Origin of the sequence: Photobacterium jeanii, from assembly GCF_001650345.1 — a bacterium.
In the GTDB taxonomy this organism is placed as follows: domain Bacteria; phylum Pseudomonadota; class Gammaproteobacteria; order Enterobacterales; family Vibrionaceae; genus Photobacterium; species Photobacterium jeanii.
In genome coordinates, this window is the sequence record NZ_LVHF01000029.1 from 189,637 (window position 1) to 211,828 (window position 22,192).

The 22,192-nt window shown below is 43.5% G+C and carries 26 protein-coding genes; 17 read left to right on the top strand and 9 right to left on the bottom strand.

Features of this window, described 5'->3' with window-relative positions; translation table 11 throughout:
• The first annotated feature begins 46 nt into the window (after positions 1–46).
• Positions 47–1,129 carry an AraC family transcriptional regulator gene (locus tag A3K86_RS15655; RefSeq protein WP_068333127.1) on the top strand — a complete coding sequence of 361 codons (1,083 nt, stop codon included), beginning with the start codon at positions 47–49 and terminating at the stop codon, positions 1,127–1,129.
• Between the two features lie 44 nt (positions 1,130–1,173).
• Here A3K86_RS15655 and A3K86_RS15660 read toward each other — a convergent pair whose 3' ends face one another.
• The 3 genes from A3K86_RS15660 to A3K86_RS15670 form a co-directional block, all read right to left on the bottom strand.
• Positions 1,174–1,563 (bottom strand): GFA family protein, encoded by a 390-nt coding sequence (locus A3K86_RS15660; protein WP_068333130.1) that lies wholly within the window; start codon positions 1,561–1,563, stop codon positions 1,174–1,176.
• Between the two features lie 72 nt (positions 1,564–1,635).
• The gene (locus A3K86_RS15665) at positions 1,636–1,911 is read right to left on the bottom strand and encodes a nitrogenase-stabilizing/protective protein NifW (RefSeq protein WP_068333133.1); all 276 of its coding nucleotides are present in this window, start codon (positions 1,909–1,911) and stop codon (positions 1,636–1,638) included.
• A 161-nt stretch (positions 1,912–2,072) separates the two neighbouring features.
• Positions 2,073–2,504, bottom strand: a complete 432-nt coding sequence (locus A3K86_RS15670) for a GNAT family N-acetyltransferase (protein WP_068333135.1) — start codon at positions 2,502–2,504, stop codon at positions 2,073–2,075.
• 126 nt (positions 2,505–2,630) lie between these two features.
• On the opposite strand from A3K86_RS15670, the gene A3K86_RS15675 reads away from it, so the two are divergent.
• Both A3K86_RS15675 and A3K86_RS15680 read left to right on the top strand, forming a co-directional pair.
• Positions 2,631–2,921 (top strand): putative quinol monooxygenase, encoded by a 291-nt coding sequence (locus A3K86_RS15675; protein ID WP_068333138.1) that lies wholly within the window; start codon positions 2,631–2,633, stop codon positions 2,919–2,921.
• A gap of 102 nt (positions 2,922–3,023) precedes the next feature.
• Positions 3,024–3,275 (top strand): hypothetical protein, encoded by a 252-nt coding sequence (locus A3K86_RS15680; protein ID WP_068333141.1) that lies wholly within the window; start codon positions 3,024–3,026, stop codon positions 3,273–3,275.
• Positions 3,276–3,352: 77 nt separating this feature from the next.
• Here the strand turns inward: A3K86_RS15680 and A3K86_RS15685 are convergent, their stop codons facing one another.
• Entirely contained in the window at positions 3,353–4,216 is an 864-nt protein-coding gene (locus A3K86_RS15685; protein ID WP_068333144.1) for a LysR family transcriptional regulator, read from the bottom strand.
• A 127-nt stretch (positions 4,217–4,343) separates the two neighbouring features.
• Here A3K86_RS15685 and A3K86_RS15690 point away from each other — a divergent pair, with 127 nt between their 5' ends.
• Positions 4,344–5,312 carry a haloalkane dehalogenase gene (locus A3K86_RS15690; protein ID WP_068333147.1) on the top strand — a complete coding sequence of 323 codons (969 nt, stop codon included), beginning with the start codon at positions 4,344–4,346 and terminating at the stop codon, positions 5,310–5,312.
• A 35-nt stretch (positions 5,313–5,347) separates the two neighbouring features.
• Positions 5,348–5,950, top strand: a complete 603-nt coding sequence (locus tag A3K86_RS15695) for a short chain dehydrogenase (protein ID WP_068333150.1) — start codon at positions 5,348–5,350, stop codon at positions 5,948–5,950.
• Positions 5,951–6,006: 56 nt separating this feature from the next.
• On the opposite strand, the gene A3K86_RS15700 is transcribed toward A3K86_RS15695, so the two are convergent.
• Entirely contained in the window at positions 6,007–6,576 is a 570-nt protein-coding gene (locus tag A3K86_RS15700; RefSeq protein WP_068333153.1) for a TetR/AcrR family transcriptional regulator, read from the bottom strand.
• Between the two features lie 116 nt (positions 6,577–6,692).
• Here A3K86_RS15700 and A3K86_RS15705 point away from each other — a divergent pair, with 116 nt between their 5' ends.
• The 4 genes from A3K86_RS15705 to A3K86_RS15720 all read left to right on the top strand — a co-directional run bounded on the left by A3K86_RS15705 (position 6,693) and on the right by A3K86_RS15720 (position 11,346).
• A complete protein-coding gene (locus A3K86_RS15705) occupies positions 6,693–7,226 on the top strand; it encodes a dihydrofolate reductase family protein (RefSeq protein WP_068333155.1) in 534 nt (177 codons plus the stop codon).
• Between the two features lie 269 nt (positions 7,227–7,495).
• On the top strand, positions 7,496–7,762 hold the full coding sequence (locus tag A3K86_RS15710; protein WP_068333158.1) for an EF-hand domain-containing protein: 267 nt from the start codon (positions 7,496–7,498) through the stop codon (positions 7,760–7,762).
• A 239-nt stretch (positions 7,763–8,001) separates the two neighbouring features.
• Positions 8,002–9,570 carry a glutamate synthase-related protein gene (locus A3K86_RS15715; protein WP_068333161.1) on the top strand — a complete coding sequence of 523 codons (1,569 nt, stop codon included), beginning with the start codon at positions 8,002–8,004 and terminating at the stop codon, positions 9,568–9,570.
• A 246-nt stretch (positions 9,571–9,816) separates the two neighbouring features.
• The gene (locus A3K86_RS15720) at positions 9,817–11,346 is read left to right on the top strand and encodes a YfcC family protein (RefSeq protein WP_068333164.1); all 1,530 of its coding nucleotides are present in this window, start codon (positions 9,817–9,819) and stop codon (positions 11,344–11,346) included.
• Between the two features lie 82 nt (positions 11,347–11,428).
• Here A3K86_RS15720 and A3K86_RS15725 read toward each other — a convergent pair whose 3' ends face one another.
• Positions 11,429–12,814 (bottom strand): MATE family efflux transporter, encoded by a 1,386-nt coding sequence (locus A3K86_RS15725; protein ID WP_068333167.1) that lies wholly within the window; start codon positions 12,812–12,814, stop codon positions 11,429–11,431.
• Positions 12,815–13,108: 294 nt separating this feature from the next.
• Between A3K86_RS15725 and A3K86_RS15730 the strand changes: the two genes are divergently transcribed.
• The 3 genes from A3K86_RS15730 to A3K86_RS15740 all read left to right on the top strand — a co-directional run bounded on the left by A3K86_RS15730 (position 13,109) and on the right by A3K86_RS15740 (position 16,053).
• Entirely contained in the window at positions 13,109–14,077 is a 969-nt protein-coding gene (locus A3K86_RS15730) for a LysR family transcriptional regulator (protein ID WP_068333170.1), read from the top strand.
• A gap of 197 nt (positions 14,078–14,274) precedes the next feature.
• Positions 14,275–14,658 carry a hypothetical protein gene (locus A3K86_RS15735; protein ID WP_068333173.1) on the top strand — a complete coding sequence of 128 codons (384 nt, stop codon included), beginning with the start codon at positions 14,275–14,277 and terminating at the stop codon, positions 14,656–14,658.
• Between the two features lie 9 nt (positions 14,659–14,667).
• Positions 14,668–16,053 (top strand): class II fumarate hydratase, encoded by a 1,386-nt coding sequence (locus tag A3K86_RS15740; RefSeq protein ID WP_068333176.1) that lies wholly within the window; start codon positions 14,668–14,670, stop codon positions 16,051–16,053.
• Positions 16,054–16,144: 91 nt separating this feature from the next.
• Here the strand turns inward: A3K86_RS15740 and A3K86_RS15745 are convergent, their stop codons facing one another.
• On the bottom strand, positions 16,145–16,954 hold the full coding sequence (locus A3K86_RS15745) for an EAL domain-containing protein (protein WP_068333179.1): 810 nt from the start codon (positions 16,952–16,954) through the stop codon (positions 16,145–16,147).
• Between the two features lie 337 nt (positions 16,955–17,291).
• On the opposite strand from A3K86_RS15745, the gene A3K86_RS15750 reads away from it, so the two are divergent.
• The 4 genes from A3K86_RS15750 (at position 17,292) to A3K86_RS15765 (ending at position 20,501) form a co-directional block, all read left to right on the top strand.
• Positions 17,292–17,993, top strand: a complete 702-nt coding sequence (locus A3K86_RS15750; RefSeq protein ID WP_068333182.1) for an HAD family hydrolase — start codon at positions 17,292–17,294, stop codon at positions 17,991–17,993.
• 337 nt (positions 17,994–18,330) lie between these two features.
• Positions 18,331–18,873 (top strand): cytochrome b, encoded by a 543-nt coding sequence (locus A3K86_RS15755; RefSeq protein ID WP_068333185.1) that lies wholly within the window; start codon positions 18,331–18,333, stop codon positions 18,871–18,873.
• Positions 18,870–19,439 (top strand): YceI family protein, encoded by a 570-nt coding sequence (locus A3K86_RS15760; RefSeq protein WP_068333188.1) that lies wholly within the window; start codon positions 18,870–18,872, stop codon positions 19,437–19,439. The genes A3K86_RS15755 and A3K86_RS15760 overlap by 4 nt, the downstream gene beginning before the upstream one ends.
• Before the next feature lie 357 nt (positions 19,440–19,796).
• Complete coding sequence (locus tag A3K86_RS15765) at positions 19,797–20,501, top strand: DUF2076 domain-containing protein (RefSeq protein WP_068333190.1); 705 nt, start codon at positions 19,797–19,799, stop codon at positions 20,499–20,501.
• Positions 20,502–20,582: 81 nt separating this feature from the next.
• On the opposite strand, the gene A3K86_RS15770 is transcribed toward A3K86_RS15765, so the two are convergent.
• Complete coding sequence (locus A3K86_RS15770; RefSeq protein ID WP_068333195.1) at positions 20,583–21,065, bottom strand: YbaK/EbsC family protein; 483 nt, start codon at positions 21,063–21,065, stop codon at positions 20,583–20,585.
• Positions 21,066–21,199: 134 nt separating this feature from the next.
• Positions 21,200–21,709 (bottom strand): NlpC/P60 family protein, encoded by a 510-nt coding sequence (locus A3K86_RS15775; RefSeq protein WP_068333198.1) that lies wholly within the window; start codon positions 21,707–21,709, stop codon positions 21,200–21,202.
• A gap of 99 nt (positions 21,710–21,808) precedes the next feature.
• Here A3K86_RS15775 and A3K86_RS15780 point away from each other — a divergent pair, with 99 nt between their 5' ends.
• Positions 21,809–22,009, top strand: coding sequence for a hypothetical protein (locus A3K86_RS15780; RefSeq protein ID WP_068333201.1), 201 nt, complete (start codon positions 21,809–21,811; stop codon positions 22,007–22,009).
• The last annotated feature ends 183 nt before the right edge of the window (positions 22,010–22,192 follow it).

Consider the following 22,192-nt stretch of genomic DNA (forward strand, 5'->3'; position numbering starts at 1 on the left):
AGATCGGTTTGCTATATCCAAGCGACAACGATTTTGAGGCAAAGACATGAACTCTCCCCACTCTGAACCCGTGCTGATCTCAACCCAAGACAGTTATTCAGCAGAAAGTGTTTCTATCAGCCCACTGTCTCTTTTCTCGTCATACGATAAAGTCGATGTGGAGTTGCGGCGACCTCATGACATGCCCGGCTATCACTGGCATGGGCAAGTTGAAGTCAATATTCCTTTCGGCGGTGATGTCGAATACATAGTGAATGGCAACCCTATGGTGATTAAAGACGGACACATAGGGTTGTTTTGGGCATCGGTGCCTCATCGTCTCACTGACTGCGGTACATGCCATAACATGGGGATCATCAATATCCCTATTCACCATTTTTTGGCATGGCCACTGAACAAAGAATTGGTCAACCAAATAACACATGGCGCAGTACTGCAATCGAACAGCCCTATGCTGGTCAGTGAATTTGAAATTGAACGGTGGGAGAAAGAACTGACGCAGGCTGTTGTTGAAACCAGTAAAACAAAAACAGATAAAGCTGAAACTGCAAATACAGCAAAAACCGTTCATTTCACGGGTAATGAAAGCCGTCAGCAATTAGCCGCTGATGAAATTAGCCTAATGTTAAAAAGGCTGTGTTTTGATGGTTGGCACGCGACTTTAGCGCGAAGTGGTGAAAAACCAACGCAATCGGGTGTTTCGAAACATTCTCAGTTTTATGTCAGTCAAATGCTGGAATACATCGCTCGCCACCATGACTCGCCCCTAACCGTGAATCAAATAGCAGAACATGTCGGTTTAAACCCTAACTACGCAATGGGGATTTTCCAGCGCATGATGCAACTTACCATTAAGCAATACATCACAGCCATGCGGATGAATCACGCCAAGGCGTTACTGAGCGATACAGAACGCACGATCCTAGATATTTCGCTCACAGTGGGTTTTAACTCTAGCAGCCGTTTCTATCAAACATTTCAGACTTATTTGGGCGTGACCCCAACCCAATACCGCAAACTGAGCAGGAATGATCATCGTTGGGCAGTAAAAGGCACCTCTCCTCTCCAACAACTAGAAAAAGGCGCGTGTAACGGCAAACAACCCGTAGGTTTTGTTATGAAAGAATGATCTCTACTAACTAGGAATAAAACAACTTTGGCATGCTCAACACATCAGTATTCATTCTTAGGGAGTGCGTCTTGTATCTCGTAATAATCCCCTTTTTCTGCCACAAAAATATGTTGCGCCAGTTCTACATGTGTCGGCTGTTCAAACACACCCATGTAAATCCCAATCCATTGGTGTTTCTGCTTATCGATAGGATCAAAAAACAATGACGTTCCACACTTTGAACAAAAGCCACGACGTGCTTTCGATGATGATGCAAACCAAGTGATTGCGTCTTCACCCTCAATTTTGACACTCAATAACGGCACTTCGGTAGTTGCACCTATGTGACCAGAAAATTTACGACACTTGGTGCAATGGCATAATTCAACAGGCGATAATTTAGCATCAACTGAAAGTTTTACCGCACCACATAAGCAAGAGCCGTGATACATACATCCCTCCAATGTTCATTAAAAACATAAGGATAGCGCGGTTAAAAAAACATTATTGGAACATTGCGCCCATTAACGACGCTGACAAGACGTACAACCGCGACACGCAGAACGAGTATGTTTATCTAACCGACCACGCTGCACCTTACAATATGCATTTTTTAATGCACGACGTGCTGAGAACCAATCATCAGGCTTTGAGATCAGCAAATAACCATTAAAGCGTTTCATTAGCTCAGTACGGTATTCATTCAAGAAGCGGCTATCGCATTCAATTTCAAAGTGCTCAAACGCCTGCTCAAGACAGGTAAAGCTGGCTATTTTTTGTTGGATGTCAGTTTGGCTCATAATCTACAAGATTTTAGTATTTGCGTTAGTGTAAAACGATTAAAACAATGAATTATTGATGTAGCACGTCAAATACCAATAAAACGGAAACGCCCAAGGTTATTAGCCTTGGGCGTTTCTTCTGACAAATTCGTTTTTAGCATTCAACTAACAACCGATACTCACAACTTCATATGCAAAATAGGAAACGGTTTTCCCATATCATCTAACGGTGAACGAGAAATCACTTTAAACCCCATGTGCTCATAAAAACCAACGGCTTGGGGGTTCTGCTCATTAACATCAACCGCATTAACTGCAAACTCATCATAAGCATATTGAAGAAGGCATTTGCCTACACCTTGCCCTCTTGCTTCATCAAGCACAAATAACATCTCAACCTTGTGTTCATTAACACCGATAAAGCCAAGAATATCGCCGCCACAACTTTTCACACAGCGCAATGTTACTGCAGGAAAAGCATGGTCGATGATCATGGGCTTAAAAAAGCTGATATCAGCTTCAGTAATAAAGTCATGGGTTGCTAGGACTGAATTCTCCCACACGATAAGCAGTTCTGCGTAATCGGTAGGAAGCACATTTTCTACAATCATTTAATTCTCTCAATGTTAATGTAACCATGTGCAGCCGCGAAGCGTGATTATGACGCAACTTATTCTGGGAATAAAGCTCATCTCAGCCTACTCTAGAATCATCTCATTCACGTTAGGATAACCACGATGACAAACCTTACTATTGTTGCCAATATCATTGCCAAACAAGACAAAGTTGAGTTAGTAAAATCGGAATTGCTCAAGCTCATTGCCACCACACGCGCTGAAGAAGGCTGTGTGAATTACGACTTACATCAAGATAATGAAAATCCTGCCCATTTCTTATTCTATGAAAACTGGGCTTCACGCGAGTTGTGGCAACAACACATGGCAAACAAACATATCGCTGAATACCTTGGTACAACCGAAGGCTGTGTTGAGAGTTTCACCGTAAATGAAATGACAGTGATCGGTTAACATACCATCAGCTTTAGAGCGCTGAGGCGTCATGAGGTTTCTTTCGCTGCAGTTCACCTGTAAAGTACTGCCCAATTACACAGGCTAAACAGAATATTTGTTATGAATATCGGAAATGAAGTAATCGAAACCCTAGACGAACTAGAAAGTTTTCTTACCTCTGTGGAAGACGGTGGTCTGGGTCTAACCAATGTTGCAGGCGTTGCAATGGCAACCAGCAATGCAGATGGTCGCCCTTTCGTAGCAGTGCTTGATGACAAGCATCAGCTTCTACTTGGTCGCTGGGTTTCGCAAGACGTTTATGAAAACGGTAAAGACCTAGTTCGTACAGGTCCAAAGCGTAAAAAGCACTAAAGAATCTTCACATTCTCGTAGAAAAGCGAGCCGCATTTGGTAGCTCGCTTTTTATTTCGAATTATTTAGTTACTACTTTATCCACTGTGAGATTCAAAAAAATTCCAAACCATCATACCCACAGGTCCTAAGGCCTTACTATTTAACTTAGCAACATATACTGGCACAGTCATGACAGGCAGGTTATCTAACTTAATCAATGAGTTAGATTGACTTTCTTGTTCAGCTTCGTGTAGAGCGAGTCGCCCCCATCCCAAACCACTATGAATCAATGCTTTTTTTGTATTGTGGTCAGACACATACCACTGCAAGCCATCTTTCATAATCCCTGAATCAGGACCACTTTTATACGATGACTTCACTACAACTTGTGGATAAGCCAATAAGTCAGATAGCGTGATCACTGGCTGATCAGCCAACGGGAAAGTATTGGAGATGAAAACAGGTAATTCACACTGCTCAATACAGCGATACTTCACTTGCTGACTTCGCTCCAACACGGAGTATATACCGATATCGACAACGTCATCTAACAACATCCGTTCACCAGAAGCCGTTTCAATATTTAAATGGATGATTGTTGAAGGAAAAGATTGTTTTAGCTCTGATAAAAGTTGCGTGACTTTTTCCATCGGAAAAATAGCACTAAAACTCAACCGTAATTCCGTTTCCACCTCACTGCTCATTTGCTTTGCAAACATATCAAACTCATTCGCTTCATTAAGCAAGTGCTGAATTTTTTGTAATAAGATCTTACCGTTACGAGTTAGTTCTGGGCGATAAGTCTCACGATTGAATATTTCAATCTGGTAATACTCTTCAACTTGCTTCACAGAATAAGAAACCGCTGAACGTGCTTTAAAAAGCCGTTCACTGGCTTTGCGAAAGCTACCTTCTTGATGAATAACGTTGACGACGTGTAAATGTTCTAATGCAATCATGGTCTAATAATATGACCAAGACATTCTAAAAGCTATGCTTTTTTAGAACATAAGACCACCCTATATTAATCATATCGCCACCGAGGCAATCACTTAAAGCTAAGAATCACGATATAGGGAACTCACCATGAACATTGAATTTCTGACGACTCCTGAGCATTACTTTCAAAACTTATTAGATTACCCTTTTCCTCCTAATTACATTGAAATCGATGGCATGCGTATGCACTACCTAGATGAAGGTAGTCACCATAGCCAAACTATCTTCCTGCTTCACGGGCAACCTTCTTGGAGTTACCTTTATCGCAATATGATCCCATTGTTTGTTGAAGCCGGTTACCGCGTAATTGCCCCTGATCTCATTGGCTTTGGTAAATCTGATAAGCCTTTATCTAGCGAAGATCACAGCTACGCCAATCACGTCAATTGGATGGAGCAATTTATTGAACAACTAGGGATAACGCATGCAGCGGCATTTATGCAAGATTGGGGCGGCATGATTGGCTTGAGAGTATTGGCGCAACAACCACAATGGCTCGATCGATTAGTGGTTTCTAATACCGCACTTGCTGAGATGCGTGGACTCGAAAAATTTATGGTGCCAAAAGTATTAAAAGTCATGGCAGCACTCGCGGGTAAGCCCTCGTTATCAACACTGACCAATAAAATAAATTATGGCAACTGGGCTGGTTATTTTCGCCATGCATCAAAGCTCGAAATTGGACAAGTGTTACAAGCACTAACCACACAAACATTAAGCTTGGCAGAGATTCAAGCTTATGACGCCCCTTTTCCTACTTCAGAATACTATGCGGGTCCGCGCAAAATGCCTGAAATTGTTGCCTCAGACCTAGACGCAGTAAACGCAGACTGGGCAAAGCTTAAACAATGGTCTAAGCCAGTGCTCACTTTATTTAGCGCTCAAGACCCATTTTTGGCTGAGCGTGATTATGACAAGAAGTTTCAGCAAAACTTCAGCGGTGCAAAACATCAACCTCATGCAGTTATCAGTAATGCCTCACACTTTCTCCAAGAAGATCAATCTCAAATCATCGCAGACAAAGTGATCCATTGGCTAAAACAAACGCAATTTTGACCGATCCCCCCTCCTATCTCTTAAAGGAAAATACAATGAAAATTCTCGCAATTGGTGCCAACGGTATCATTGGCAGTGCTGTCGTTCGTCTATTACAACAGGATCACGAGGTAATTAGTGTTGGTCATCACCAGGGAGGTTTAACCGTGGATATTGAAAACACGGAATCAATCACTGCCTTATTTGAAACCGTAGGTAAAGTTGATGCCATCATTTGCATGGCGGGCAATGGCGAAATGGGGAGCTTACAAACCATGCCTGAATCTGGCTTCTTAACTGTGTTACACAACAAAGTCATGGGGCAGGTCAACCTTGCGCGCATTGGATTGGCGTACTTAACCGAAGGAGGCTCTATTACGCTAACCTCTGGTCAGGCTGCAAATATCCTAATGCCCAATACTTCTGCAATCGCAATGGGTGTTGCCGCAATTGATGCTTTCGTTGCAACCGCTGCATTAGAATTAGATTCTGGCAAACGCATTAACGCTGTCAGCCCCAGCATGGTTAAAGAAACCATGGAGCAATGGGGAGTTGATAGCAGCACCGGTATCCCAGCTAATGACGTTGCGCTTCATTATCAAGCCAGCATTCAAGGCACGGATAACGGAAAAACCTTCAATGCCATTCCGTCAAATTAATTGATGCTCAAGCCACCTGTTTAAGGTGGCTGAATGCAATTAATCTCACAAGTAAGTCATTGTGCAGACGCACTCTCGTTTTCTAACGCTCGGCAATACATCGCCACTGCCCCTTCGCACATTTCAATCGTAAGCGCGCCAGCGCTGCACTTCATGGCTAATGCAAAGCCATGCAAATAATCCACCAGCAGACCCAAAGCATCGTTACGGATACTCTCATCCAACGCTAGTGGCTCCAAAATACAGTTAAAGCGTTCAGTAAAGACCTGTGCAGGCCCTGTCGATTTCATCGTTAGCAAAGTTTCGAGTAACCCAGAATAACTTGCCAACAAACTTAAATAGCTATGGCAAAGCGACTCAAGTGCTTGTCGCCATGGCGTACCAAATTGCGGCTCATAAATATCTGTCACTAACGAAACTGTGATGGCTTCTAACAGTGCCTCTTTGTTTTTGAAATAGTGGTAAATCGCCATCGCATCAACATTTAGAGCCAAAGCTAACTTACGGATACTTGGGATTTTTCCTTCCTCCGCCATCATCACTTTTGCCTGTTCAATGATTGTAGCTTGGCTCAGTTGGCTTCCTTTACCACTTGGTCGCCCTCTTTTTTTCTCGTTGACACTCATCGCAAACACTCGCTAGAATTAATTTCTACACCGTAGAATTATTTTATCGTGTTTACTTGTTATTGCCAATACATCCTTAATACACAGCGTTGCGCTCAACGCGAACGGAGCTGAAAATGTCAAACATCGTATATATTGCAACCAGTCTTGATGGCTACATTGCAGACAAAGACAATAAAATAGATTGGTTACATGAAATCCCAAACCCTGAAGGTTCTGACATGGGGTTTGGCGCGTTTATGGATCGCATTGATGCGCTAGTGATGGGCAGAAATACCCTAGAAATGGTACTAAGCTTCGATTGTGATTGGCCTTACCCAAAACCTGTCTTTGTATTGAGCAATACTCTCAAGCAGGTGCCTGCAGGCTACGAAGATAAAATTTTTCTCGTCAGCGGTGAGCTTGAAGAAGTTGTCAAAACCATCAATGAAAAAGGCTATAACAGCCTCTACATCGATGGCGGCATCACCGTTCAAAACTTCTTAAAACAAGACATGATTGATGAACTCATTATCACCACTATCCCTGTTTTATTAGGCGGAGGAATTCCACTCTTTGGTGAACTGGCATCACCTCTCAAATTTAAGCACCAAGAATCTGAACAGCTTCTTGGCTGTATTGTTAAAAATACCTTCATCCGCACGCGATAATCAACGGCAAACTTGGTCGTTCAATATCACACTGATTAGGCGCTGCCTGTTTATTCACAAGGTAGCGTTCCACCTTGCCCTCTTCCTGCTCAAGCCAAACAAAAAGTAAGTTAATTAATAAAAGTTAAGAAAACTTCAGGATTACAGATATAAAAACAGTGTGTTTTAAAATGGTCGTATGATTAAATTTATATACAAAATCTAACTACATTCCATTAATAACAGCTACTTACCTGCTATAAACACAACTACCACGAGCAAAATAACAAATGAAAAAGCTACTTACTTGCGGCGCAATTCTAACGACAATCTTAACCGGCTGCGTATCTGCCGACTTTTTTTATGACTCCCTTCTAGAAGAAGTCGATACCAACAAAAACGGATCAATATCAAAAGCTGAGTATATCGCGTCATGGAAAAAAGATACGCAAGGTCAAACCCGAGCTGAAGTCGAAAAAGAGTTCAAAACATTCGATGTAAATAACGACGGTAAAATCGAACGCGCTGAATTTAATAAAGTCTTCAGCGGTAAATAAGCGCTAGCTACATACCGATACTAAACTAATATCACGCCATCATCAGATATGATGGCGTTTTTGATGGCGCGTTTAGCAATCATGGTCAAGACTTTCACTCAATAGCTACATTGTTCACTTCGCAACTCGACCACACCATCCCTACTCATCTCGTAGCCAAGAATTACGAGTAATAATGGTCTAACCCGAGAGCAAAAGTGAACAGCTAAAAATAACGAGCAATGCGCAGAGGGAAAATCATGGATAAGCCAATCATTGCAGACAATAAACCGATCAAGGTTGAGTTGACTAAAGGCCAAGAGTATTACTTTTGTGCCTGTGGACGTTCAAAAAGCCAACCCTTTTGCGATGGCTCCCATGTAGGAACCAGCTTGACACCCAAAGCGTTCGTAGCAGAAGAGAGCGGTGACAACTATTTATGTCAGTGCAAACAGACCGCTAACGCACCTTTTTGCGACGGTTCGCACAAGCAATTCACCACAGAAAAAGTCGGAATTGAAGCGCCAGAGCCCCAACAAACCATTCCTGTTTCACAAGCATCTTCAACAGCAGCACCAATGGCTGCGCCAACGCCAGAAGAGCCAACGGTTGCTTTTATTCATCAACTGGCAAGAGAAGGATTATCCAAGCTAGGGCATCATGGCACGATGACTTCCATGGGTGTTCCTCGTCATTTATTGCCCCATTGGGATGACTTACAAATCATGGTGGCACAAATGGCGACTAAACCTTTACTAGAAACAGAGCCCGTTGCCACCGAGTTGATCATTGGCCCACAAGCAAAAAAGCCGTTAAAACTCAGCATTCCCCTGTTTGTTTCTGACATGAGTTTTGGCGCTTTATCTGAAGAAGCCAAAACCGCTCTCGCCAAAGGAGCGGAGTTAGCAGGTACGGGAATTTGTTCTGGCGAAGGTGGTATGCTGCCAGAGGAACAAGCCGCAAACTCACGCTATTTTTACGAGCTTGCCAGTGCTCAATTTGGCTACGATGAAAAACTGCTGACTCGCGTTCAAGCCTTTCACTTCAAAGGTGGACAAGGTGCGAAAACAGGAACTGGCGGCCACCTGCCGGGCAACAAAAACACGGGTAAAATTTCACAGGTTCGTGGTATTCCCGAAGGAGAACCGGCGATTTCGCCACCGACTTTTACTCACCTTACGACCACAGCCGACTTCAAAGCCTTTGCGGATCATGTTCGAGACATCACTGGCGGTATTCCTATCGGCTTTAAATTAAGTGCCAATCACATCGAAGAAGATATTCAGTTTGCACTTGATGCCAGTGCAGATTACATCATTTTAGATGGTCGCGGTGGCGGTACAGGTGCGGCACCCGAGATCTTCCGTGATCATATCAGTGTGCCGACGATCCCAGCCCTTGCTCGCGCTCGACACTATCTTGATCAACAAGGCATGAGCGGTAAAGTCACACTGATTGTGACCGGTGGATTACGCCTTCCAATGGACTTTGTTAAGGCAATGGCATTAGGTGCTGACGGTGTCGCGATTGCCAACAGTGCCATGCAATCTATTGGCTGTGTTGCTGCTCGAATGTGCAATACCAATAACTGCCCAGCAGGGATCGCCACTCAAAAAGCAGACTTACGCCAGCGGCTAAATGTTGATAAGTCAGCCAAGCAACTACAAAACTTTTTCGAGGCATCGGTTACCTTAATGCAAGTCATGGCACGTGCTTGTGGTCACCATTCGCTTTCAAAATTCAATCCTAATGATCTCGCTACTTGGCACAAAGAAATGGCAGAGTTATCAGGTATTCGCTATGCGGGCGTTAAATTTAAACAAGAGTAAATGCGGCTTAAGTGTGAGCAAGATAGCGATAAAAAAGCAGCAATTAAGTGCTACAAATTATGGTGTTTGATCTATGTTTAAATGCCAGAAAAAAGCTCTATATTTTTGTATAAATTTGAGACAAACCGCCACTTTTCAACTTCTGATTGGTATTAAATTAAACGCAAATTACCAGCAACAAAACAAAGTTCTAATGAAGTAGTTAAATTTTACCTAATCAATCACCCAACATGGAGTTGTTAACGTATGAGTGATGCTGCGATACAAAAGCCAGGAAAGAAAAAGCTTAGCTTTCCTTCCGCTTACACTGTGTTATTTGCTGTAGCGGCACTGGTTGCCCTACTTACTTGGTTTGTAGATGCCGGGGTGTATAACAAGCTGGCATACCAAGGGAATGAATTTGTCATTACCTATGCTGACGGTTCAACCAATAGCCTTCCTGCAACCCAAGAAAGCTTAGACAGTGTCGGCATTAAAGCTGACTTAGAAAAGTTTGTTAATGGCGATATTTACAAACCCGTCGGTATTCCAAACTCTTACACCCAAGTTGAGTCGAATCCGCAAGGTGTAATGGATCTGTTCAAAGCACCTATTCAGGGGATGTATCAGTCGATTGACGTAGTGTTCTTTGTGCTCGTTATTGGCGGCTTCATTGGTATCGTTAACCACTCGGGGGCGTTCAGTGCCGGTATCAACCGACTGTCACATGCAATGACAGGGAAAGAAACCTGGTTAATTGTTATTGTTACTGCTTTGATTGCATTGGGCGGTACTAGCTTTGGGATGGCAGAAGAAACCATCGCCTTCTACCCTATTCTCGTACCCATTTTCATTGCCGCTGGTTACGACGCCATTGTTGCACTTGCTGCTATCTACTTGGGTTCTTCAATCGGTACTATGTGTTCTACCGTTAACCCATTCTCAACCATCATTGCTTCTAACGCCGCAGGCATTAACTGGACGCTAGGTCTGAACTCACGCCTTGCGCTACTTATCATCGGTACTATTGCTTGCATGCTGTACATCATCCGCTATGCAAAAAAAGTGAAGGCCGATCCAACGCAATCTCTGATCTACAGCCAGAAAAAAGAGATTGAAGAGCGCTTCCTTGGCAACATGACTTCTGGTGAAGACAATACCAAACTCAAAAAGCATCACTCGCTTATCTTGGCACTGTTCGCTTCTACCTTCTTTATTATGGTGTATGGCGTATCGTCACTTGGCTGGTGGTTTGAAGAGATGACGACACTGTTCTTCGTATCGTCAATCATCATTGCGATTGTTGATCGTATTCCTGAGAAACAGTTTGTTCGGGAGTTCATCCAAGGTGCTAATGATCTTCTAGGCGTTGCCTTGATCATCGCGATCGCTCGTGGTGTTACCGTTCTAATGGATAACGGTATGATCAGTGATTCTATCCTTCACACCAGTGCCGCTATGGTTGATGGCATGGACAAAGGATTCTTCATTGTTGTGATGATGTTCTTGTTCGCAGGGATTTCTTTCTTCGTACCGTCATCATCTGGCTTAGCGGTACTCTCTATGCCTATCATGGCACCACTGGCTGATGTTGTGGGCGTACCACGCGACAATATCGTCAGCGCTTACCAATTCGGTATGGGCTTAATGGCGTTTATCACCCCTACAGGTTTGGTACTTGCCTCGTTGGCGATGGTGAATGTGACCTTCGATAAATGGCTCAAGTTCGTCATGCCACTATTGCTTGTCCTCATTGGACTCTCGGCTGCGACGCTACTGGTTAGCGTGTACATCTAAACATTTCACTGATACGCAAAGACAAACAAGCCCTCACATCATGAGGGCTTGTTTACTTCTATGCGACTTTTCCAGACAAAAGCTACACCGCTAGCTCCATCTGCTCGTCAGTATTGGCATCACCTTCGTTGGCTGCCACCTTACGCTCAAAGTCCTGAACACTCTTATAGAGGATAGTAATCAGCATAATACCTGTCGCAGCGAGACCTAAACCTATACCGCCCCAAATACCTTCCAGCCCCATTTTGTGCATTAAGAACCACGCTGCAGGCAAACCTACGACCCAATAACCAACCACAGTTGAAATAGTCGGGACTATCACCACCTTCATGCCACGCAGAATACTGATTGCCGCAAGTTGCCATGCATCAACCACAAAGCACAGCGCCACCATGATCATTACACCCGGTAAGGCTTTAACTAGCTCAGATGCTAAAGCATCTCCTTCAACCGTAAAGACTTGCGTTAGAAACTCTGGGTAAATGCTCAACAGAATACCAATCACAGCACTGGTCGCGGTTACAACCACTAACCCTTGTTTCGCATAATGGCGTACTAACTTAGGCTCATTACTGCCGACATGCTGGCTAACCAAAATCGATACCGCTTGCGAAAAGCCAAAGGCAATATTCCACGAAAAGTTTAAGCACTGCATTGCAATCTGATTAAGCGCTAACGACACCGCCCCTAGCGTACCCGCCAATAAAGCCGCCCCTGAGAACAACGCATGCTCAAGTAAGGTAGCAATCATGATTGGCACACCAATTGCCAACAATGGTGTCATCGCACTTAGGCGATATTCATTAAAGCGATTGAAAGGCAAATACTTCGCATATTTAGGTTGAGTGAATACCCACACGCCGTAGCCAATCATAATAAGTAGTGCCGCCAGTGATGTTCCGTAGCCTAAACCTGCGATCCCCATATCCATGTGGAAAGCAAACAAGTAACTGATCGGCACATTCAATGCCACCGTCGCCAGCGACATCACCATCACCGAACGGGTATCACCAAAGGCACTCACTAGGCTACGCAATACCAATAAGAACAATGTTGGCAACATAGACCACTTCAGAGCATGGAAATATTCCATTGCCAGTACCACAGCTTGCGGATCTTGGTCTGCTTTTTGAAGCCATGTTTCAACACTGTAAAACAGCGGTTGAAGCGCCAAAGTTAAGATCACCGCTAACAAAATACCGCCTTTTAGCGATATACGAACCTCATTGTCTGCTTTTTCTGGTTGGCGAGCCTGCTTGCCATAAGCAATAGCGATCAAGTTGGCGACACAGCCCACTGTGCTACCAGCAATGATGAAAATAAAAGAATAAATAGAAGCCCCCAAACCACCGCCAGCAATGGCCATGATGTTGAGTTTCGCCATCATCCAGACATCAGTGAACATCAGCAATTGCGCTATCAATTGCGAGATGATCAAAGGAAATGCCAGGCTAACCAGTTTCTTCATTCGTTATTTGCCTACCTACAAAATCTAAATACAAAAAATCTATCAATGGAATGCTGAACAATTCAGCTAATGCTTGAGCATGCGCTCAGATTAAATAGCTAAGCAAAAAGCAGTTATAGCGAAGAAGAGGATTCAACAGAGTATGACTTACCTATAAACTGCCGCTTAATTTGGCTTAGCTTGAAAGAAAAATGTGATCTTTCACACACTCCAAAAGTAGTGGGATATCGATTGATTTTCAAACGAGTTTTCGGCACTCTTGCATTCATAAAACTCATGCGAAAGGTGACTCAAATGAAAAAACGACACGCAATGCTGCCGTCTTCACTTAATGGATTACGCGTATTTGAAACCGCGGCCCGTCATTTGAGCTTTACCCTCACCGCAGATGAACTCAATGTGACCCAAAGCGCGGTTAGTCGCCAGATAAAACAGCTAGAAGAACAACTCGGAATTACTTTATTTATAAGGGAACATAGAGCATTAAGTTTAACAGATGAAGGTAAATCGTTATCTGAATTACTGACACGCCAATTTAGTGAATTAAATGGTCATCTAGACCAGCTAAAAAACCAAGATGACAACACATTACGATTAAACGTTGCTATGAGCTTAGCGGTTCGCTGGCTGATCCCTCGCTTGCATTCCTTTAAAGAACAGCAACCCGATATCGATATCGTGCTGTCATCGATTATTGGCAATACCAGCGATGAGGTTAGCCTGAACAGTGATGAATACGATATTGCCATCTATAACTACGAACAAAAGCCACAAGATCCAAGACCTTCAACCTTTCTTCGGTTTGAGATGCTAGCGCCTGTTTATTCAGCACTCATATCTGCAGATAAAACGCCATTACCGCTTGAAGAAGCCTTATGTTTTCCACTATTGCACCCTACTAAAGACAGATCAGACTGGCGTAATTGGCTCGCTTATTCCGGCATCAACTTCACCCACCAAGATAATGGACTCACCTTTGACACCTTAGACATGGCATTAACCTCATGCATGGCCGGTCAAGGCATTGCAATGACTGATTTATTATTGGTGGTCGATGAACTAGAGAAAGGCTTCTTACAGTTGCCTCAGCCCGCGACCATCATAGAAGGGCCTTGGCGATACGCTTATGTCTGCCAAAATAACAGCCGAGTCACTCGTACCTTTATTGAATGGCTAGAGCAGCAAGTAAGACAAGAGCAAGCACAATTCTTCGCTTTAGCTCAACGAAAGAACTGGCAAATCCAACCAAGAGAACAGAATTAGCCTTTTGAGGGTATCAATACACTTATAGCCCTCACCTCTAACTTGGCTGTTCGATATCAGAAAAACGAGCAAGTTAACGCCAACATCCTAAAATTACTCACAAGCACAGCATTTCTTCATGCTGTGCTATTTCCGCTTGCGCTCGCACACCTCAAATGATAATAATTATCACTTCAATTTAATGATTTGGATTTGGTATGAAACAAGCAGCCAGCTGTTACCAAGCTTTCTTCTCCGCTGAAGACCGCTTTCTCAACCCGCACATCGTGCCGGGATTTGAACCTGATGTGATTGTCGATTTTATTCAATCTGGCTTAACACTCGCTGGCTGTTATCAATCGGGAACCCAAATGCCAAACCCACTATTACAAGAACTCTTTCTAAGGCGTGTGTTCTTCAATCTACTCCAAGCCATTAACCATAGAGGGCATTCTCGCATTTTCCGTCGAGTATGTTGGGACTACCTACACTGTCCCCTCCTCGCGCTGAAAAAGTTTTACGGCAATTCAGAAGATGGCCGCCGCCGATTCCAACGACTACAACGTGAAATACGACAAGTCCAACATAGCTCGGGCTTTTAAGGAATAACAATGACAACCGAATACCGAATTGAAAAAGACAGCATGGGTGATGTTCATGTACCCAAAGATGCGCTCTACCAAGCACAAACTCAACGCGCCATTGATAACTTTCCAATCAGTGGCATCCCAATGCCAACACAATTCATTCAAGCGCTAGCGTATGTAAAACAAGCCGCAGCTCGCAGTAATCTTGAGCTCAACTTGCTTGATGGCGATATCGCCCATGCCATTATCGATAGCTGCCAGCTGATCATTGATAAACAGCACCACGATCAATTCCCTATCGATGTATTCCAAACGGGCTCGGGCACCAGTTCCAACATGAATGCCAATGAAGTGATCGCCACGCTAGCCAGTCAGCAACTTGGTCGTGCCGTGAGCCCGAATGATCATGTAAATATGGGCCAAAGTAGTAACGATGTTATCCCTACTGCCATTCAAGTCAGTGCAGCACTGAGCTACCACCACCAATTAGCGCCCGCCCTTACCCATTTAATGGCGATATTAGACGAGAAAAGTGCTCAAGTAGAATATGTGATCAAAACTGGGCGTACTCACCTCATGGATGCGATGCCAGTTTCGTTGGCTCAGGAATTACAAGGCTGGAAAACGCAAGTCGAGAAAGCCAAACAGGGAATTGAACATGCGCTAGAAAACACCTGCGCACTCGCTCAAGGCGGTACCGCAGTGGGCACAGGGATCAACGCGGATCCTCAATTTGCCGCGACTTTTGCCAATAACCTTTCGATCTCAACTGAAATCCCTTTCACAACCAGTGATAACTTCTTCTATAACCTCAGTAGCCAAGATGCCATTGTCTCCCTATCTGGTCAGCTAAAAACCACAGCGGTTGCCATCATGAAGATCGCCAATGATCTTCGCTGGATGAACTCAGGTCCACTCGCTGGGCTGGGTGAAATTGAACTTGAAGCGCTGCAACCAGGTTCATCTATCATGCCAGGTAAAGTGAACCCAGTGATCCCAGAAGCAGCCGCTATGGTCGCTGCGCAAGTGATAGGCAACGACACCACCATCACTGTGGCTGGTCAATCTGGTAACTTCCAGCTCAACGTTATGCTACCTGTGATTGCGTATAACGTGATCCAAAGTGTTGAGTTACTTGCGAATGCTTCAGCGTTACTTGCTAACAAAGCGATTGCCAGCTTTACGGTACGTGAAGATAACCTACAACAAGCGCTGGCTCGCAACCCTATTTTAGTGACTGCGCTTAACCCTGTTATCGGTTACCTAAAAGCTGCAGAAATCGCCAAAAAAGCTTATAAGGAGCAAAGAGCTATCATTGACGTTGCGGCGGAAGAAACTGAGCTAAGCCGTGAAGAGCTCACTGCTTTACTCGACCCAGCTAAACTCACCCAAGGCGGGATCGCCCATTAACCATATCGTCGAGATAAAAAGTAAAACGCCACCTAAACTTATGCTTTGGTGGCGTTTCTGTATTCTGTTTAAAAACTGATGTTAATTGCTATTAGCTAGATATCGCTGTCGAAAGAGGCTGGCGAAATTCATTAAGTAACTTCGGGCGTCCGAAATAGTAGCCTTGCAAGTAATCAGCGCCTAACTCTATCGCTGTAATATATGCTAGCTGATCTTCGACACCTTCCAATAACACCCTTGCGCCAATGGATTTAGCCAATGCCATAGCATCCGTTAGCCGTTTAGTGTCCCCAGCGATGTACTCCTGCAACAACGATTTATCCATCTTAATGATGTCAGGCAATACACTTTTAGCACGAGACTCCGATGAAGCCTGACTGCCGTAATCATCAAGCGCAAGCTTTACACCTTTGTCACGCATTTGCTTAATGACGGTAAACAGATCGTCTTTGGCCTCGCAATGGTGTTCAAGCAATTCAAAATAAATATTATTGCAATCTAGTCCCAAAGATTTAACACGCGGAAACAAGAGTTTAGGGCCACTTTTGTTATTAAAGTTATCAATCAGCGCATCTGGACTCATGTTCAAAAACAAAGCACCAGCGTCAAAAAAACATGCAAAATTGCGAAGATGGATCACACGAGCAAGGCGATCAATATTGATTTTATCGTTGATTGGCAAGTCATTAGCGGTGAAAAATGGCTCGGTTTGAAAGCGAGAACCATCAAGATCATAAACACGCATTAATGCTTCATAACCAAAGACCTGTCCATCATGCGTTATGATTGGCTGAAACGCGCTTTTTATAACTTTGTCTTTATAAACAAAGCTATAACCATCACTCGCAGTGCCACGTAAATGGCATTCTAAATCGTCAACTGTGCGAAGAATTTTATTCACTAACAATCTCACCTAACAACATAACGACGGTTAAAACTCCAGCACAGGATATTTATAATATCTATGGTCGAGATACTTACACATACAAGTCTAAGATTATATAACTTGCGTCAAAAAAATACCGATAACGGCGCGCATTAAACAATTTATTGACTAAAAGCGCAATAGCGCTACAAAATTTAGTGCAACACCTTACATATCAGAACTTTAGCACACCAAGACCAAAATCCAGCATGTCTTACCATCAAAAATACACATTCTTGAAAAAGAATCGTCACATTCCGTGTCTAGGCTGAATGCAATCATTTAGAACAGTAATATTGATGGAATAACTTTAGTGTCAGTGAATAACGTACAACATCATCAGCCTTATTTAGCTATTTTTGATTTAGATGAAACGCTAATTGCGGCAGACTCCGCAAGTTTGTGGGCAGCGTTTCTTGTTGAGCAACAACTCGCTAGACCAAACTTACTGACAGAAGAACAAGAGATGATGGTGGCTTATGCCAAAGGTGACATGGATATGCACACCTATATGCAAGCAACCCTAGAGCCACTAAAAGGAAAAGACAAAGCGAGCATTGCAACGCTAGTTGAACAATTTATTGAGCAAAAGATAAAACCAGCACTATATCAAGATGGGCTTGAACGTATTCAATGGCATAAAAAGCGAGGAGATACCGTGGTAATCGCCTCTGCAACCTCTGAGCACTTAGTGAAGCCAATCGCCAATATGCTAGGTGTCGACGATGCCATTGCCATCGAACTCGAAATGCTAAACAACATCTACACAGGCAACACCAAAGGTATTCTCAGTTACCAACAAGGAAAGGTGACCCGTATGAAAGCATGGATTGCAGATAGCGAAACTCACTACCGAGGCTGTTACGGCTACAGTGATTCGGTGAATGATTTACCCTTGTTAAACGCAGTCGATAAACCCTTCGCTGTCAATCCCGATCCAACGCTAGCGATGCATGCACAAATGAAAGATTGGACCATCATGGATTGGCGCCACGACAATAACATTCTGCGCTAAGCGCCGTTTGGCTTGTTAGCGATTAATGTTGGCATTAAACGCTTCCCCACCTGATTTACCCAAATCATACTGTTTATTGAGCCCTCAACCTTGAGGGCTTTTATTGTTTTACGCCAATGTCATGCCAGCCTTAGAACTAACGCGATGAATTTAAAAATAATAAAAAACCTATAAGGTTCATTCGAATTTTTTGAGCGAGTCGTTCAAGCCCACCATCTGGTCACTATTCAAATTCAACCTACAATGAAATCAAAGGTCAGGCGTACCAAGCAAGGTCAACAAAGTGACCAGCAATTAAACAAGGTACACACTAAAAGAATTTGAAAGGACGAACTCGATGAAACGCAAAGCCACCAGCTATGATCCCGTTTCAATCACTATCCACTGGGTTACCGCACTCACCGTTATTGGGCTTTTTGCTCTTGGGCTATGGATGGTTGATCTCAATTATTACTCTCAATGGTACAAGCCAGCGCCCCACTGGCATAAATCCATTGGTCTATGCTTAGCTGCATTAACCCTTTTTCGCCTGCTATGGAAAAGCTTTGCCAATCACCCTCCTATTGAAGGTGCGCAGTGGGAGAAGGTCGGAGCAAAATTCGCGCACGGGGTCATTTACCTCATGTTATTTGGCTTGTTCATTTCAGGCTATTTAATTTCTACCGCTGACGGACGTGCGATTGAAATTTTTGACTGGTTTGCGATCCCTGCATTAGGAGAGTTATTTCCAAACCAATCAGACATTGCTGGTGAAGTGCACTACTACCTTGCCTTTGGCTTGATTGGTTTATCTATACTGCACGCACTTGCAGCACTTAAGCACCACTTCATTAATAAAGACAATACCTTAAGAAAAATGTTAGGAGCGACAAAGTCATGAAAAAGTCATTAATTGCCCTGAGCCTATTAGGTGCAGCCTTAACCCCGAATCTAGCAACGGCAGCAGATTATGTTATCGATACCCAAGGTGCGCACGCCTCTATTAACTGGAAAATCCAACACTTGGGCTATAGCTGGATAAAAGGTCGCTTCAACACTTTCGATGGTAACTTTAGCTACGACCCAGACAATGTTGCCGCCTCTAAAGTAAACGTGAATATCGACACCACCAGTTTGGATTCAAACCATGCTGAACGCGATAAGCACATCCGTAGTAACGATTTCCTTGATGTGAAAAAGTTTGGTAAAGCCAATTTCACCAGTACCAAGGTTGTCGATAAAGGCAATGGCAATCTTGAAATTCAAGGCAACCTAACCCTTCATGGTCAAACTAAGCCCCTCACTATTGATGCTCAGTTTGTCGGTGCAGGTGACGACCCTTGGGGCGGCTACCGAGCTGGTTTTGTTGGTACAACACGCATTGAGCTCGCTGATTTCGAGATTCCAGTAATGGGTGACTCTAGCTATGCTGATCTTGAGCTTCACGTTGAAGGTGTGAAGCAATAGTTTACCGCCTAGTTTCTAAAACTGAGTTTGTACCTCGCGGAGAAGCAGGCTTTTAGCCTGTTTTTCCTATTCTGCTTCATCCATTGCTACATCTGATCACACAGCTATACCCTGTCCCCTTTCAGCCAACGAAGAAAAAGTTGTTCCTCCCCCTCATATGGTGATTATTTCAGCTATTCAAGCCAAGTGTTACGCCAGTTAACAGATAGAAACATCTGTTTTAACGCAAAGGATAAGTATCTGTTGACCAAGTAATATGAATACTATTAATTATGTGTTCAGAGCATTGATGGTAATAACATAACAACAAGCAAAGCGCCGATTTCCGAGCGCTTGGCAAACAGTGAGAGAGTAACCATGACCCCTCAAGAAAAAGAGCTAATTCAGAACGTTGCTAGCAAACTAAAACAAAGCCCTGAAAAAACGAAAGATCAAGATGCAGCTGATTTGATCAATAATGAAATTGGCTCTCAACAAGATGCAATCTACAAACTAACACAAGCTGTTTTAGTGCAAGAAATGGCACTAAAAGAGATGAAGCAAAAAAACGAATACCTAGAGAAGTGTGTCGAGCATCATAAATCAGAAGCGAACCGTGGTACGTTCAGCAAAATGATGGGCGGAAATCGTCCAGCTCCTCAGCCGCCACAACCAGCGCACCAACCAAGTGCCTTTGGTAGCTTCATGCAAACGGCTGCATCTGTCGCTGTGGGTATGGTGGCAGGTAACATGATCAGCAACGCGCTATTTAACAATGATGATAGCCCAGCAGCTGCTGATTCTATGGCGGCAACCTCAGAAGATACTGGCAGCTTCCTCGATGACTCAGCTAACAACTTCGCTTCAGATCACACCGAGAGCACTGGTGGTTTTGGCGACGCAGGCTTTAGTGACTCTACCGATACAGGTTTTGGTGACGCTGGATTTGGTGATTCAGGTTTCGGCGATGCAGGCTTTGAGCAAGATACCCTAGCAAACAACAGCGATGACAGCTTGTTTGGTGGTGGTTTTGGGGATGATAGCTTTGGTGGGGACGACTTTGGCGGTTTTGACGACGTTTAATCTGCGTTAAAACTCATCCCCTATCACAACGATGAAAGGTAGAGCTATTTGAGCTCTACCTTTTTCGTATCATATTTACAGCTAAATAGGCATGTTGTAACTGCTGATATTATGATGCTGACAATGTCTCAGTACTTTCGTGAACTGCTTCTTATCAAGATGAATTAAGCTTTCGTGATCTCCTGCTTCTATGAACCAATCATCTCGTTCAAGCAAAGCATCATCCACTATCATAGGCACAGAGTATGCCCCACCCAATGATGGAATCGCCCCAGGCTCGCAATCTTGAAAGACCTGCGACAATTCATACTCACTCACCATGTGATAATCTTTTCCCGTTAACATACTTACTTTCTCAACCATCACTCGTCGGTTTGAAGGCACTACTGCTAACAAGTATTCATCTGCCACTGTTTTTAGCAGCACCGCTTTGGTCATATTAGCCGGTGGAATGTGTGCCGATATCGCAGAACTGAATGATGTATCAGTATGCCGATGATGCGTTAAGCTGAAATCAATGTGATTGGCGCAAAGAAACTGGCCCACTTTAATCGCCATAGCCATAAACACCTCCAACAATCTTGGTTAACCATTGTTGTACAGGCTAAGTATGGGTGTTGAATAAACAGTTAACCAGTTGGTACAAGAATAAACTCGTCACCTTTTCTTACTAGTGCCTTCGCTGTAGCTAGGAAAGACTAGCGAGCTGTTGGCATTCTTCGTATTTGCCAAAAAGTGCGACGCCAGTATGGATTATCAAGTCGCGATACAATCACGCCTTGCGACGTTGAGGCATGCAAAAACTCATCATTGCCGATGTAAATACCAACGTGACGGGTACGGTAGCCCGTTTTAAAAAACACTAAATCACCGTAACGAGCCTTATTCCTAGATACCCACTGCCCTACTTTCGCTAATTCAGAGGTAGTGCGAGGCAACATGGTTTGATACACATCCGCGTAGCCGACTTGAACAAAGGCAGAACAATCGATTCCACGCTTTGTTGTTCCGCCCAAGCGGTAAGGCGTCCCTTTCCACTCTTGGTAAACATTGACAAAGTTTACCTGTGGCGTCGGCTTTTTCGCTATATGGGATGGTTTAGATGAAGGTGTCACTGCTGAAACAGGTGCAACTGACGAAGGCGTCGAGGAACAACCGCTTAGTAGCAATACAGTCGAAAGACCAATAAAAAACAATTTGTTAGGCACGCGTACCTTAGCTCCCCAGCAATAGTAGTCACTCTGTGCCTATATCGTATTTTTACTGTCTTAAACGACACAGATAAAGCTGATTATGGATGATTATTCGTGACAAACAAAGAAAATACACAGATGGATACAATTTCAGAACAGTGTCATTTAGGAAGACAAATTGGCGATAAAAAAAAAGAGGCTTTGCAGACGCAAGCCTCAAACTCCACACAACAGAAGAGATTCAACATACAAAATCAGTCTCTTACCATCATTATTGCATTTAAGAACCCGAATCAATTCGGTAAACAAGGATAATGTGAATTGACATTTAACATTGAATCGAGAAGCATTTTTACATTTGAACACTGAATAGATCCAACTCTTTTTTAGTTACTTATTCATCAATTGAATTCACTTCACAGAAAAAATGCAAGTCATGATCAAACAAGTATAAAGAGAAGTTAAGCATCTCCATAAGTTATGCTGACTTATAACTCA

What these genes read in the sequence shown, in the direction of transcription:
- A3K86_RS15655 (WP_068333127.1), top strand. Translation starts at nt 47, where the DNA reads ATGAACTCTCCCCACTCTGAACCCGTGCTGATCTCAACCCAAGACAGT.
- A3K86_RS15660 (WP_068333130.1), bottom strand. Translation starts at nt 1,563, where the DNA reads ATGTATCACGGCTCTTGCTTATGTGGTGCGGTAAAACTTTCAGTTGAT.
- A3K86_RS15665 (WP_068333133.1), bottom strand. Translation starts at nt 1,911, where the DNA reads ATGAGCCAAACTGACATCCAACAAAAAATAGCCAGCTTTACCTGTCTT.
- A3K86_RS15670 (WP_068333135.1), bottom strand. Translation starts at nt 2,504, where the DNA reads ATGATTGTAGAAAATGTGCTTCCTACCGATTACGCAGAACTGCTTATC.
- A3K86_RS15675 (WP_068333138.1), top strand. Translation starts at nt 2,631, where the DNA reads ATGACAAACCTTACTATTGTTGCCAATATCATTGCCAAACAAGACAAA.
- A3K86_RS15680 (WP_068333141.1), top strand. Translation starts at nt 3,024, where the DNA reads ATGAATATCGGAAATGAAGTAATCGAAACCCTAGACGAACTAGAAAGT.
- A3K86_RS15685 (WP_068333144.1), bottom strand. Translation starts at nt 4,216, where the DNA reads ATGATTGCATTAGAACATTTACACGTCGTCAACGTTATTCATCAAGAA.
- A3K86_RS15690 (WP_068333147.1), top strand. Translation starts at nt 4,344, where the DNA reads ATGAACATTGAATTTCTGACGACTCCTGAGCATTACTTTCAAAACTTA.
- A3K86_RS15695 (WP_068333150.1), top strand. Translation starts at nt 5,348, where the DNA reads ATGAAAATTCTCGCAATTGGTGCCAACGGTATCATTGGCAGTGCTGTC.
- A3K86_RS15700 (WP_068333153.1), bottom strand. Translation starts at nt 6,576, where the DNA reads ATGAGTGTCAACGAGAAAAAAAGAGGGCGACCAAGTGGTAAAGGAAGC.
- A3K86_RS15705 (WP_068333155.1), top strand. Translation starts at nt 6,693, where the DNA reads ATGTCAAACATCGTATATATTGCAACCAGTCTTGATGGCTACATTGCA.
- A3K86_RS15710 (WP_068333158.1), top strand. Translation starts at nt 7,496, where the DNA reads ATGAAAAAGCTACTTACTTGCGGCGCAATTCTAACGACAATCTTAACC.
- A3K86_RS15715 (WP_068333161.1), top strand. Translation starts at nt 8,002, where the DNA reads ATGGATAAGCCAATCATTGCAGACAATAAACCGATCAAGGTTGAGTTG.
- A3K86_RS15720 (WP_068333164.1), top strand. Translation starts at nt 9,817, where the DNA reads ATGAGTGATGCTGCGATACAAAAGCCAGGAAAGAAAAAGCTTAGCTTT.
- A3K86_RS15725 (WP_068333167.1), bottom strand. Translation starts at nt 12,814, where the DNA reads ATGAAGAAACTGGTTAGCCTGGCATTTCCTTTGATCATCTCGCAATTG.
- A3K86_RS15730 (WP_068333170.1), top strand. Translation starts at nt 13,109, where the DNA reads ATGAAAAAACGACACGCAATGCTGCCGTCTTCACTTAATGGATTACGC.
- A3K86_RS15735 (WP_068333173.1), top strand. Translation starts at nt 14,275, where the DNA reads ATGAAACAAGCAGCCAGCTGTTACCAAGCTTTCTTCTCCGCTGAAGAC.
- A3K86_RS15740 (WP_068333176.1), top strand. Translation starts at nt 14,668, where the DNA reads ATGACAACCGAATACCGAATTGAAAAAGACAGCATGGGTGATGTTCAT.
- A3K86_RS15755 (WP_068333185.1), top strand. Translation starts at nt 18,331, where the DNA reads ATGAAACGCAAAGCCACCAGCTATGATCCCGTTTCAATCACTATCCAC.
- A3K86_RS15760 (WP_068333188.1), top strand. Translation starts at nt 18,870, where the DNA reads ATGAAAAAGTCATTAATTGCCCTGAGCCTATTAGGTGCAGCCTTAACC.
- A3K86_RS15765 (WP_068333190.1), top strand. Translation starts at nt 19,797, where the DNA reads ATGACCCCTCAAGAAAAAGAGCTAATTCAGAACGTTGCTAGCAAACTA.
- A3K86_RS15770 (WP_068333195.1), bottom strand. Translation starts at nt 21,065, where the DNA reads ATGGCTATGGCGATTAAAGTGGGCCAGTTTCTTTGCGCCAATCACATT.